Annotated in this window: 8 protein-coding genes; 3 read left to right on the forward strand and 5 right to left on the reverse strand. The window is 71.7% G+C overall.

Annotated features, from left to right (window positions below; genetic code table 11):
• Window positions 1-132: 132 nt before the first annotated feature.
• Complete coding sequence (locus tag ACZ6TI_RS21185) at window positions 133-2,976, reverse strand: M36 family metallopeptidase (protein WP_465346808.1); 2,844 nt, start codon at window positions 2,974-2,976, stop codon at window positions 133-135.
• Window positions 2,977-3,318: 342 nt separating this feature from the next.
• On the opposite strand from ACZ6TI_RS21185, the gene ACZ6TI_RS21190 reads away from it, so the two are divergent.
• Genes ACZ6TI_RS21190 through ACZ6TI_RS21200 form a run of 3 tightly spaced genes read left to right on the forward strand, consistent with a single transcriptional unit; the run spans window position 3,319 to window position 8,156 of the window.
• On the forward strand, window positions 3,319-4,368 hold the full coding sequence (locus ACZ6TI_RS21190) for an AAA family ATPase (protein WP_465346809.1): 1,050 nt from the start codon (window positions 3,319-3,321) through the stop codon (window positions 4,366-4,368).
• Window positions 4,369-4,370: 2 nt separating this feature from the next.
• Window positions 4,371-5,672: a DUF58 domain-containing protein gene (locus ACZ6TI_RS21195; RefSeq protein ID WP_465346810.1), complete on the forward strand. Its 1,302-nt coding sequence runs from the start codon at window positions 4,371-4,373 to the stop codon at window positions 5,670-5,672.
• Between the two features lie 24 nt (window positions 5,673-5,696).
• Window positions 5,697-8,156, forward strand: coding sequence for a transglutaminase TgpA family protein (locus ACZ6TI_RS21200; RefSeq protein ID WP_465346811.1), 2,460 nt, complete (start codon window positions 5,697-5,699; stop codon window positions 8,154-8,156).
• Window positions 8,157-9,197: 1,041 nt separating this feature from the next.
• Here the strand turns inward: ACZ6TI_RS21200 and ACZ6TI_RS21205 are convergent.
• From ACZ6TI_RS21205 to ACZ6TI_RS21220, 4 genes are all read right to left on the reverse strand, one after another.
• Window positions 9,198-9,587: a DUF3040 domain-containing protein gene (locus ACZ6TI_RS21205; protein WP_465346812.1), complete on the reverse strand. Its 390-nt coding sequence runs from the start codon at window positions 9,585-9,587 to the stop codon at window positions 9,198-9,200.
• A 173-nt stretch (window positions 9,588-9,760) separates the two neighbouring features.
• The gene (gene dinB / locus ACZ6TI_RS21210) at window positions 9,761-11,056 is read right to left on the reverse strand and encodes a DNA polymerase IV (RefSeq protein ID WP_465346813.1); all 1,296 of its coding nucleotides are present in this window, start codon (window positions 11,054-11,056) and stop codon (window positions 9,761-9,763) included.
• Between the two features lie 10 nt (window positions 11,057-11,066).
• Window positions 11,067-12,212, reverse strand: coding sequence for an alkaline phosphatase family protein (locus ACZ6TI_RS21215; protein ID WP_465346814.1), 1,146 nt, complete (start codon window positions 12,210-12,212; stop codon window positions 11,067-11,069).
• The gene (locus ACZ6TI_RS21220) at window positions 12,209-12,946 is read right to left on the reverse strand and encodes a methyltransferase domain-containing protein (RefSeq protein WP_465346815.1); all 738 of its coding nucleotides are present in this window, start codon (window positions 12,944-12,946) and stop codon (window positions 12,209-12,211) included. The genes ACZ6TI_RS21215 and ACZ6TI_RS21220 overlap by 4 nt, the downstream gene beginning before the upstream one ends.
• Window positions 12,947-12,973: the final 27 nt, after the last annotated feature.

Here is a 12,973-nt window from a genome sequence, read left to right on the forward strand (position 1 = left end):
GCAGGAGGGGGCGCCGCGCTGCCGTCGGATGACGGGCGAGCACGGCTAGCTAAGAAGCAGGAAACTCCGGGCCATGCGTTGCATGATACCGGTCGCCGCCGACCGACGGCGACCGGTATCACCTCGTGCGTGCTAGGCGGTCGGCGTTCCGTACGCCGCCAGTTCGACGGAGTCCATGAACACGCAGCCGCTGTAGCCCTCGTTGCCGGTCGGGCAGAGCCCCGCGTCCTGGCCCTGCGTGGTGACCATGGTGTAGCGGATGAACGAGACGCCGGTGGTGCCCGCGGTGAGCGGGACCGTCTGCGGCGTGGTCGTCCAGGCCGGGAAGCTGCCGGTGGCGGCGACCGTCCAGGCCGTGCCGTCCGGCGACGTCTCGACCCGGAAGCCACCGGTCGAGGCGGTGATGTCGTCGCCACAGGTGGCGGACGGGTTGATCACCAGCTCGGAGATGGTGACCGCGGTCGGCATCTTGATCACCGCATTCTGTCCGCCGTCGGCCGTGTCCGAACCCCAGCCCGAGCCCTGCGACTGGTCGATCAGCTGCGGCGGACCGCAACCGAACGGGGTGTAGTCCGGCCCGGTCGCCGAGACGATCGACGCGCCACCGCTGGACGCCGCCCAGTCCCGGCGCACCTGCCAGTCGAGGCGGGTGGTGCCGGAGTTCACCGAGACGGTCCGTGACTGCGGGTCATAGCCGGCCCCACTGGCGAAGACCTTCGGGTACGTGCCCGGAATGATCCCGCTGATCGTGTACGAGCCGTCCGCCGCCGTGGTGGCCGCGTAGTCACCGGCGAACCCGGAGGCGTGCCCGCCGAAGCCGACGGTGACGCCGGCCGACGGGCGGCCGCTGTCCCGGTCGGTGACCGTGCCGGTGAGCGCGCCCCGCGGGGTGTTCGCCGGCGGCGGCATCGAGAAGTCCTCGGCCGGCGCGACGTCCGCCCCGTTGACGGCTCCGGCGAAGTAGCCCATGCCGCGGGCGGCGAAGACCTGCCAGATCTTCGTCTGCTGCTTGCCCTGGTTGACGACCAGGTCGGCTTGCAGGATCGAGTTGCGCATGTCCAGGTAGGACGGGTCCGCCGGGGACAGCTCCATCGCCCGGGTGACCAGCGACCGAGCCTTCTGGCTGCCGATCGCGGTGCGCAGATCCCAGAGGGTCTGCGACCAGATCACGCCGTCCGAGTGCACCTGCGGTCCACCGCCGGCCCAGATCTTGCCGAAGTCGCCGTAGGTGTAGCCGCCCGGGCCGGTGCTCGCGGTGCCCGCGCAGGCGGTCGCGGTGCTGCCCACCTTGCAGTCCATCGGCTGGGTGCGGATGGTGCCGCCGGAGTACCAGTACTTGCCGACCCGGACCTCGCCGTCCGTCGCGGTGTCCGTCTCGAGGCCCTCGTCGACCAGGTAGTCCATCGCGTACCAGTCGCTCCACGCCTCGCCCATCGCGCCGGGCTGCTGGCTGTTCAGCGTGGAGTTGCCGGTCGCGTCCACCACCAGGCGGTTGGACAGGCCGTGGCCGTACTCGTGGTAGACGATGTCCGCCGCGTCGCCGGTGTTGCCCGCGATGCTCTGGGCGCTGGGCAGCGCCAGGTACATCTGCATGCGCGGCGGGGTGCCGTCCGGCGGGGTCAGCATGTTGGCGTTGTTGTCGTGGTCGGCGTCCGGGAGGCCGTTCGCCGTGTTGGCGCCGTCCAGCGACTGGCCCTGCACGGCGTCGCCGTCGACCGCCTCGAAGTTGCCGGCCGCCCGGGTGAAACCGATCGGGGCGGCGGCCAGGTGGTCGTGCCAGTTGCCGAGGAACCAGTACATCTGGGCGGCGTTCTGCTCGCGGTTGGCCTGCCAGGAGAACGGCACGGCCGGGTTCCAGGAGCACTGGTACGCGGCCGAGCAGCGGCCGCCGACCTGCGCGGAGAAGTCCACGAACGGGAAGTCGAAGCTGCGCTTGGCGGCCGGCAGCACCTCCTCGGCGGCCTGCGGGGCGTCGTCGTCGTTGACGTCCGAGTAGACGTGCGCGACGTTGCCCTCGAGCTTCGGGGCGTTGACCGGCAGCCACTTGTTCAGGTTGACGCTGCGCTGCTCGCCACCGCGCGGGGCGCCCGGGTAGTTTTCCCAGGTCTGCGCGCGGTCGTGGGCGAGCAGGCTCTGCCGGTAGAGCACCCGGCCGTCGGACGCGTCCACCACGTGCAGGTAGCCCTCGTCCATGGAGATCGTCTGCCAGGCCGGCTTGGGGCCGCTCGCGGTCTGGAACACCACCTGCCGGGCGCTGCCGCCGTCGCTGAAGGTGGCGGTCTTGGTGGTGGCGGACTTGACGGTGGCCTTCGACGTGCCGAAGACGTCCTTCACCGCGGCCTGCTGCGCCTGGGCGGCGGTCAGCTTCGCGGCGCCCGCGGAGGCGGGCAGTGCGGCCAGCGGGGACCCGTCGATGCCGATCAGCCGGCCGTCCTTGGCGACGTGCGCCTTCAGGCCGTTGCCGAAGACGTCCACTCCGCCGACGCTCTGGGTGAAGCTCAGGTGTGCGGTGCCGGCGACGTCGACATAGCTCTTGCGCAGGCTCAGCCCGGCGATGTCCGCGGCGGTGAGGCCGAAGACCGCGGCGTTGGCCTTGACGTAGTCGCGGGCGATGCGCTCCGGACTCTTGCTCGAGGCCGCGGTGAGAAAGCCGTCGAGTTTGGCGACCCGGCGCGGCGTACCGGTCGTCTTGTCGATGTCGACGATCCCCTGCACGCCGAGCGAAGCACGCAGATCGCGTGCCGCCGAGCCGGGTTTCGCCGCCGTCAGCGCGCGCAGCGCGGCGGGCGAGCCGGTCCGCGCGGGTGCGGCGGTCCGGGCGTCGAAGTTGGGCAGCTCCGCGTCATGGGCGGCGGGCGTGACTCCGCCCGGCTGCGGTGCGGCCTGCGCCTGGTTGGGCAGCAGGGCCGCGAGCAACACCACTCCGGCTGCGGCGGCGAGTAACCGCCGGCCGGATGGTGCGGTCGAAATGTTCATCCAGGTCCCCTATGGCCTACATGGCCTACATGAGGTGCGCCACCCGATGAGGCGAAACCGGGGACCCACCCCCACTGCGGTACGTCGATGCCCGATCGTTTCGAGCATTGAGACAGGTAACCAGATCGATGTCCGATTCGTTACTCATCCGTGATGCGTGCCCGGTTGACCACCGTCCGAGGCGAGAGGCTGCCGGGCTCGGCGGTTTGCTGTGACCGGGCTAACCTGTCAACACGGGCGGCGAGCGCCGGAGGCCCACGGACCGCCGGCCGCCCACGAACCTTCGGTTCCCTTTCGGCGTGCGCGCTTGGATAAGGGGCTGGTACGACTTGGAGGAGGCCCGTGACAACGCCAACCTGGGATGAGCCGGGCGGCGCCCTGCCGCCCGCGGAGTTCCGTGCCGCGACCGAAGCCATCATGGCCAACATCGAGCAGGTCATCGAAGGCAAGAGTGCAACGGTCCGGCTGGCACTAGCCGTGATGCTCGCCGAGGGTCATCTCCTCATCGAGGACGTGCCCGGCGTCGGTAAGACCAAGCTCGCGAAAGCGCTGGCCCGCAGCATCGACTGTTCGGTGCGGCGGATCCAGTTCACCCCCGACCTGCTGCCCAGCGACGTCACCGGGGTGAGCGTCTACAACCAGGAGCAGCGCGACTTCGAGTTCAAGCCGGGTGCGGTGTTCGCCAACCTGGTGGTCGGCGACGAGATCAACCGGGCCTCGCCCAAGACCCAGTCCGCCCTCCTGGAGTGCATGGAGGAGCGGCAGGTCACGGTCGACGGCACGACCTATGAGCTGCAGGCGCCGTTCATGGTGATCGCGACGCAGAACCCGATCGAGATGGAGGGCACCTACCCGCTGCCCGAAGCTCAGCGTGACCGGTTCACCGCCCGCATCGCGATGGGCTACCCGGACCCGCGCGCCGAGCTCGCCATGCTCAGCGGGCACGGCTCGGTCGACCCGCTGAACAAGCTGCGAGCGGTGTCCGACGCGGCGCTGGTGCGGCGGCTGATCGCCACCGTGCGCGAGGTGCACGCGGCCGACGCCGTGCAGCAATATGCGATCGCCCTGGTCACCGCGACCCGCGAGGCGCCGGAGATCCGGCTCGGCGCGTCCCCGCGGTGCACCCTGCAGCTGCTGCGCACGGCCAAGGCCGTGGCCTGTCTCGAGGGCCGCGACTACGTGCTGCCGGACGACCTGCAGGCGCTCGCCGTCCCGGTGCTCGCGCACCGCATCATCCCCACCACGGACGCCCAGCTCAACCGGCGCACCACCGACGCCATCGTGGCCGAGATCGTGCACCGGCTCCCGCTGCCGCACGACCGCTCACGCTCGCCGTACGACACCCGGCAGGCCGGCGACGGACGCGCGCAGTACGAGTCGCGGGGGCGTTAGGCATGCGGGAGGCCATGCGGGGCCTGACCACCCGGGGCCGATCGTTCCTCGCCGCCGCGGCGGCCGCCGCCATCTCGGCGTTCATCCTCGGCGAGCGCGATCTGCTGCGGGTGGCCATCCTGCTGGCCGCGCTGCCGCTGCTGGCGGCGGCATATGTCGGACGCAGCCGTTACAAGCTGGCCTGCACACGATCGCTGGAGCCCGGCCGCACCCCGGTCGGCTCCAGCGCGCGGGTCATCCTGCGCCTGCAAAACCTGTCCCGGCTGCCCACCGGCACGCTGCTGCTGGAGGACCGGCTGCCCTATGCGCTGGGCTCCCGGCCGCGGGTGGTGCTGGAGCGTCTCGGGCCGCACCAGGCGAGCTCGGTGGCATACACGGTGCGGGCCGACGTGCGCGGGCGCTACCCGGTCGGGCCGCTGGTCATCCGGCTGACCGACCCGTTCGGGCTGTGCGAGCTCAACCGCTCGTTCCCCAGCGTCGACCGGCTCACCGTGATCCCGCAGGTGGTGCCGCTGCCCGCGGTGCGGCTCGCGGGCGAATACGCGGGCACCGGCGAGAGCCGCGCCCGGTCGGTGGCCGTGCACGGCGAGGACGACGCGGCGACCCGCGAATACCGGCGCGGCGACGACCTGCGGCGGGTGCACTGGCGCTCGACCGCGCGCACCGGCGAGCTGATGGTCCGGCGCGAGGAGCAGCCCTGGGAGAGCCGGGCCACAGTGGTCCTGGACACCCGGGTCTACGCGCACCGCGGCGAGGGGCCGACCGCCAGCTTCGAGTGGGCGGTCTCGGCGGCGGCCAGCATCGCGGTGCACCTGCGCCAGGCGGGCTACAAGTTGCGCCTGGTCACCGGCAACGGCGTCGACGTGGACGCCACCGACGGGACCGGCGACCACATCATCCTGGACACCCTGGCGGACGTGACCACCGCGCAGAACGGCGACATCTCGGTGCTCGTCGAGCAGGTTCGCCGGCGGTCCGACGGCGGCCTGGTGATCGGCCTGTTCGGCAGCCTCACGGTGGCCGAGGCCGAGGTGCTGAGCGGGCTGCGCGGCAACGGCGCCACCTGCATCGGCTTCGCCATCGACAGCACCACCTGGGTCAACCTGACGCCGGCCGACCGCACCGAGGCCGATCGGGCTCAGGAGGCGGCGGCTCTTTCTCTCGTACGCGCGGGCTGGCGCTCGCTGCCGGTCGTGCACGGCGACGCCCTGCCCGCGCTCTGGCCGGCCGCCGCCCGCGGCTCGCAGGGCTTCGCGTGGCGCGCGGCGATGGCCGAGACGGTGGCCGGCGGAGGCCGGCGATGACGTTCTTCCGGAAAGGAACCTTCAGTGACCGGGCGTAGGCGACTCGGCCTCGTGGCCGCGAGCGCGACCCTGCTGGCGGCCGCACCGCTCTCCGTGATCTTCGACGCGTGGACCTGGCTGATGCAGTGCATCCTGGCGGTCGGCCTGGTGGCCGGCGCCGCGGTGCTCGCCCGCACCCTGCGGTTGCCGTCCTGGGCCCAGGCCCTCGGCATGGTGCTCACCCTGCTCCTGGTCCTGACCTGGATGTTCCCCAGCGGCGAGGAGATCCTCGCGCTGTTCCCCGGCCCGGACACGTTCACCCACTTCGGCCAGCTGTTCAGCCAGGCCGGCGAGGACACCCGCAACTACGGCGTGCCGGTCCCCGACCGCGATGCGCTGCTGTTCATCACCGTGCTCGGCGTCGGCTCCTGCGCGATCGGCGTCGACCTGATGACCGTCGTGCTGCGTCGGCCCGCCCTGGCCGGCCTGCCGATGCTGGCGATCTATTCGGTGCCGGTCGCGATCTTCGTGGACAGCGTCCCGGCCGTCCCGTTCATCATCGGCGCGATCGGCTTCCTCTGGCTGCTGGTCGCGGACAACGTCGACCGGGTGCGCCGCTTCGGCCGCCGCTTCACCGGCGACGGGCGCGACGTCGACGTGTGGGAGCCGTCCCCGCTGGCCGCGGCCGGGCGCCGGTTGGCCGCCATCGGCGTGGCCGTCGCGGTGGTGCTGCCGCTGGCCGTGCCCGGCCTGACCACCGGCCTGCTGTCGCGGCTCACCCAGGTGGGCAACGGGTCGGGCACCGGGGGTTTCGGCACCGGCGGCAACGGGCGGGTCAACCTGTTCGCCTCGCTGAGCGGGTCGCTGACGCAGAGCGAGACCCGCGACATGATCAAGGTGACGACCAACGAGGCCGACCCGTTCTACCTGCGGCTGGGCGTGGCGGACGTGATCAACCCCCAGGGCTTCGCCAACCGTACGCCCACCGGGCGCCCGGTCAACCGCGGTCTGCCCGACCCGCGGGAGGACCAGCAGGCCGGCGTGCAATATCGGCAATACCGCGCCACCGTGCAGATCGAGGATCTGAACATGGCGTTCGCCCCGATCTACACGATCCCGGTGGCGGCCGACGACCTCGGCGGCAACTGGTCCTACGACCAGGCGACCCAGGTGGTCTTCTCGAACCGGACGACGACGAAGGACAAGGAGTACACCTTCGACTACGTCCGGCCGCGCTTCAGCGCCGACGCGTTGCGCCGCGCCAAGCCGCTGGAGGAGAGCAACCCGCTGCGCGCGCAGACCCAGGTGCCCGAGGACCAGTTCGTGAAGCAACTGGTGGCGGACCGCACCAAGGGCGAGGAGACGGAGTACGACAAGGTCCGCGCGATCTACGACTACTTCTCGGCGAAGAACGGGTTCACGTACAGCCTGCAGACCACGTCCGGCACCAGCGGTTCGGAGATCGCGACCTTCCTGCAAAACAAGATCGGCTTCTGCCAGCAGTACGCGGCGGCGATGGCCTGGATGGTCCGGACCGCGGGCATCCCGGCCCGGGTGGCGTTCGGCTTCACCCGCGGCGGCACGCCGGACGGCAACACCTGGACGCTGACCAACCGCAACGCGCACGCCTGGACCGAGGTCTACTTCGAGGGCTTCGGCTGGGTGCCGTTCGACGCCACCCCGGCGGCCGGCGTGGTTGGTTCGAGCCGTTCCGACTGGGCGCCCGACACCGACCGGGTGGAGCCGACCGCGTCGACCTCGACCGGCCCGGTCGCCCCCAACTCGAGCTCGTCCGCCGCGGCCGGCGAGGACCCCCGCCTGGACCGCGAGTTCAACGACCCGGGCCTGGCCGCGGGCGGCGGCGGCAGCTCGTCCGGCGGCTCGACGACGGCCCTGTGGATCGTCGGCTTCGCGGCCCTGCTGATCGCATTGCTGCTGGTCCCGGCCCTGCGCCGGGTCCTGGTGCGACGCCGGAGACACCACGCCACGGTGCCCAAGGAACCGTCGATCGCAGCCGCGACAGCTGCGGGCGGCGACCCGGCCCGCAACGTCACGGTCACCACGGAGACCGTGCAGGCACGGGAGGACGCGCACGCCGCCTGGGACGAACTGGTCGACACGATGATCGACTTCCGGGTGCCGGTCGACCCGGCCGAGACCCCGCGGGTGACGGCTCAACGCCTGGTCCGAGACGCGGAGCTGGACACCGCACCGGCCGAGTCGGCAACGTTGCTGGGCACGGCGGAGGAACGAGCCCGGTACGCCCGCAAGCCCCTCCAGGGCGGCGAGCTGACCGACGCGCTGAGCCAGGTGCGCAAGGGCCTGTCCCGCAGCTCGACGCGCCGCACCAGGCTGGCGGCGGCCCTGATGCCCCCATCGGTGCTGCTGCGCTGGCGACTGGCGCTGGGCGACATCTCGGCCAACACGGTCGACTTCTTCAGCCGAGCCCGAGATTTCGTCATCCGCTTCAGCCCCCGCCGCCTACTCCCCCACCGCTCCCGCTAACCCCAAACGCACACCGCGCGCCGGACGCCCAACAGGCCAACCCGGCGCGCGGTCCAGCTCCCCCGCCACCCACCCAAACCTCGACGCGCGATCCAGCTGCCCCGCCGCCCACCCAAACCTCGACGCGCGATCCAGCTGCCCCGCCGCCCGCACAACCTCGAGCGCGATCCAGCTCGCCCTTCCGACCCGCACAGGCCCCAGGTCTACAGCGGTCGAGGAGGAACCCCCTGCGGCCGACACCAGACGACCCCGGACTTCACGCCGCTCTCGCTTGATCGGCAGGACACGGCCCAGCCACAAGTCCAATCCAGACCCGGGCGAACCGGCCGAGAGGTGTCGCGAGCGCCTACCCGCGGCCTGAACTCACACGGGTTGGCTCGCCTGATAACGGCAGCAAGCAGCGCATGGTTTCACCGCGACACAAGTCGCATTTCGCCCGTCGATGAGTTGAGCGTCAAAAAGGACGAGGCATAGCCGAAGTTCTTTTTGACGCTCAACTCATCGGCCGCCTTTGGGGCGAAATGCCGGAGGAGCGAAGCGACGACCAGCAAGCTCAGCAGCCGTATGCAACCAGCTCAGCCATCGCGGGTCGTGCCCGAGCAACCAGCCCAGCCATCGCGGGTCGTGCCCGAGCAACCAGCCCAGCCATCGCGGGCCACGCCCCGAGCAACCAGCCCACCCCATCGCGGGCCACGCCCCGAGCAACCAGCCCAGCCCATCGCAGGTCACGCCCCGAGCAACCAGCCCAGCCCATCGCAGGTCACGCCCCGAGCAACCGCCCAGCCACCACGGGGCACGCCCTCGGCAACAAACCCCGCACAGGGGTAGACGCCCTCGGCAACCAACCCAGCCAGCGCAGAGGGGTAAGACCCAGGCAACCAGCCCAGGCCGAAGCGGTTGCGCGACCACCCGACTCCAGAACCACGCGTTCCACCAAGGCGGCCACAACCGCCGCAGACAAAAAGGGCGATGGCGGCCTATGGCCGCCATCGTCGGTTTGCCCGGTGCAGGGTTTTCGGGCCCGAAGGCCCGGCGATCAGGTTATCGGTGACCTTCAGGCCGGTTCTTCCAGCGCTCTTCGAGCCGATCCAACAATCCCCCGGACTTCCGTGTCTGGCGGGTGCGACGGGTCGCGGTGCCGCCGACGGCGTGCAGATCGGTGGTCTGGCCCTTGCGGCGGCTCTGCATGGCGAACGCCGCGGCGGCCAGCATCACGACGAAGCCGGCCACGCCGAGGGGCGTGTTGCGGCTCACCGTGCCATAGACGACGAGGGCCAATCCGGCAATGATCACGAAGGCGGCGACCACCAGCCGGCGCCGAGCGTGGAATCGCGGGTCGTTGGCCCGCACGGCCGAGGCGAACTTGGGGTCCTCGGCAAGCGACCGCTCGATCTGATCGAACAGCCGCTGCTCGTGCTCAGAGAGCGGCACGGCTTTCCTCCCCGGGCGCATGTCCGGCCCCGAGGCCGGGGTCGGGTCCTGCCAGTCTGACCGACACAACCAGTGTGACTGATATAACCACTGTGACCGTCACATCTCTGTGGCGGATGCACCAGTGTGACACCGATGACACTAGACAGCCCACCGGCTGCCTTCCCGCAAGTCTACGAGGGGCTTGGCGGGTCGGAAAGCGGGACGACCGCCGAGTGCGGGTGATTTTCGGTTCTGCGAAGATCAGATCGGCCGAGAAGACTGGCTGGACCGACGACAGAACGGCCGAAACGGGCGGCCACCGCGTCTGCCGCCGCCTCGGCCTCGCGCCACCCGCGCTCCGGTGCACCCAGTGTGAGCTGCCGCGATGCGCCCGCAGCCCCGGTCAGCCCCTCGATCCGCACGCCGATCAGGCGGATCTGCTCGGCCGGACCCAGCGTGGTGAACAAACCCCAGGAGATCTCGAAAATCTCACGTGCCACATCGGTCGTCGTCGTCACCGTGCGGGACCTGTTGACGGTCTTGAAATCCGCCAATCTGACCTTGATCGCCACGGTGCGCCCGACATGCCCGCTCGCCCGCAGCCGCGCGCCCACCTTTTCCGACAGGGCGAGCAGGCTGCGCTTGATCACCGCGGGGTCGCCGACGTCGGTGTCGAAGGTCATCTCGGCGCCGATCGATTTCTCCACGTGCTCGGGCTCGACCCGGCGCGGGTCGCGGCCCCAGGCGAGCTCGTGCAGGTGCAGAGCCGACGCCTCGCCGAGCGCGCCGCGCAGCATGCCGACCGGCGCGCGGGCCAGGTCGCCGACCGTCATCAGGCCGAGCCGGTGCAGCGTCTCGGCGGCTTTCTCCCCCACGCCCCAGAGCGCGTCCACCGGCAGCGGGTGCAGGAAGTCGAGCACCAGGCCGGACGGGACCACCAGCAGACCGTCGGGTTTCGCCCGGGTGGATCCGAGCTTGGCCACGAACTTGCTGGACGCGACGCCGACCGAACAGGTCAGCCGCTGGTCCTCGAAGATCCGCCGGCGGATGCTCTGGGCGATCACGGCGGGCCGGCCGAGCAGCCGCTGGGCGCCGGCCACGTCGAGGAACGCCTCGTCGAGGGAGAGCGGCTCGACCAGGGGCGTCACGTCCCGGAAGATGCCCATCACGGCCCGGGAGGCGGCCGTGTATTGCTCGAAGTCGGGCGGCAGGAAGATCGCCTGCGGGCACAGCGCCCGGGCACGCATCGCCGGCATCGCGCTGCGTACCCCGAATTTTCTTGCCTCGTAGCTCGCCGAACTGACCACGCCGCGCGGGCCCACCCCGCCGACCACCACCGGCCGGCCGCGCAACTCGGGTCGCCGGCGGACCTCGACCGCCGCGAAGAACGCGTCCATGTCGACGTGCAGGAACGTGCAACCCGCGTCGTCGGCCTCCGGCCCGAACCGCGGGTCACGCCCACGCCCGATGGCTTGACTGCGTCCCACGGGATGGAGGCTAGCCGGACCCCCCGACAAAACTGATGAGCGGAACCGTCATCTCGGCCGCGGTCACCGAGCCGTGGAAGGCGATCATCTTGGAGATCGCCGGCGGTTCCCAGCCGGGGGCCAGCGTGGCCGTGCGGCCCTGGCAGATCACCACGACGTCGCCGATCCGGCCGGCATGCGCGGGCGGTACCGGGCCGTACCAGCCGCCGTCGATCGCCTCCTCGCGGCTGAGCACCCAGGCCCGGTCGCCGAGGAGCGATCGGCACTCCGCCCGCACGTCCGCGGCGGCACCGTCGGCGACGTGCAGATATCGCGCGCGCGGCTCGCCCGCGATGGCGACCACGCCGTCGGGAGCGAGTTCGACGCGTTGATCAAGCGGCACGTTGAGCTGGCCGTGGTCCGCCGTGATCAGCAACGCCGCGCTCGCCGGCAGGCCGCTGACCAGGATGTCCACCAGCTTCTCGACGTTCGCGGCGGCGGTGTGCCAGGCCGGCGAGCAGACGCCGTCGTCGTGGCCGGCCTTGTCCAGGTCGGGGTGATATCCGTAGACCAGCCCGGGTCCGGCGCGCAGCGCGTCCAGCATCCCGGCGGCCAGCGCCACGTGGTCGGCTCCGCCACGGAACGCCGCGCCCCGGTTGGCGGCGACGCTGAGCCCGCTGCCCTCGAACTCCGCCCGCGTCACCTGGGTCACCGCGACCCCGGCGGCGGCGGCCGTCTCGAAGCGGGTCGGCACCGGCTGCCACTGCGCCGGGTCCGGGTCGTCCTGCCAGCGGATGTGGTTGAGAATCCGGCCGTCGGGCCGGCGCAGCAGGAAGCCGAGGACGCCGTGCGCGCCGGGTGGTGTCCCGGTGCCGAGGGTGACCAGGCTGACCGGCGTCGTGCTCGGAAAACCCGAGGTCAGGGTACGCGCGCCCGCCCCGATCCGAGCCAGCCCGGAAGCCTGCGGCAGTTGATGCGTCCCCAGCCCGTCGACCAGCAGCACCGCCACGCGATCCACCCCGCCCAGCGATTCGCGCAACCCGAGCACGTCCGCCACACCGGGCACCCCGAGCAGCGCGGACACGCTCGGCATCAGATCGGCGAGGCTGCCCGTGCCATAGGCGGGCCGGACCGGACGCAGGGCGGAGGCCGGCAGCCCGTCGGACGGGACGCTCACGACTTACGGGCGAAGAGGTGGAGCTGCGACGCGATGTCCCGGAACGGCGGCCGCGCGGACAGGGTGAGCTCCAGCTCGACCATGGCCTGCGGATCCGCCTCGACGACCGCGGAGGGCACCAGGTCCGCGAGCACGCGTACCCCATGGGTCTCCTCGACCTCGAGCCCCGCGCCGCGCAACAGCGCCGCGGCCGTCTCCGCGTCGTAGCGCCGGCGCAGCGTGTCCCGCGGCCCGGCGCGGCCCTCCGGGTCGGTGAGCAGCGCGGACGCCGCCTCCAGATGGCCGTTGACGGCTCGGCCGAGCACCGCCGCGGCCCGGCCCGCGACCAGCACGCTGACCGCTCCCCCGGGGCGCAGCGCGGCCGCGATCGACGCGAGCACACCGGCCGGATCGTCGACCACTTCCAGCAACGAGTGCAGCAGGATCAGGTCGGCGCTGCCCGGCTCGACCAGCCCCGCCAGCGCGTCGCCGTCGCCCTGCAGCGCGCGCACCCGGTCGGCCACCCCGGCGTCGGCGGCCCGGCGGGTCAGCGCGGCCAGCGCGTCCGGGCTCGCGTCCACCACGGTGACCCGGTGGCCCGCCTCGGCCAGCGGCACCGCGAAGCCGCCGGTGCCCCCGCCCACGTCGAGGACGGTCAGCGCCCGGCCGGTCTGCCGCTCGAGCTCGCGGTGCAGCACGGCCCAGACCGCGGCGGTGCGCGGCGAACGGGGCGCGCGGGTCGGTGTGGTCTCCACAAACGCAGCGTATCGGGCGGTTGCTGG

This window comes from Actinoplanes sp. NPDC051388 (assembly GCF_055586225.1).

What these genes read in the sequence shown, in the direction of transcription:
- ACZ6TI_RS21195 (WP_465346810.1), top strand. Translation starts at nt 4,371, where the DNA reads ATGCGGGAGGCCATGCGGGGCCTGACCACCCGGGGCCGATCGTTCCTC.
- ACZ6TI_RS21185 (WP_465346808.1), bottom strand. Translation starts at nt 2,976, where the DNA reads ATGAACATTTCGACCGCACCATCCGGCCGGCGGTTACTCGCCGCCGCA.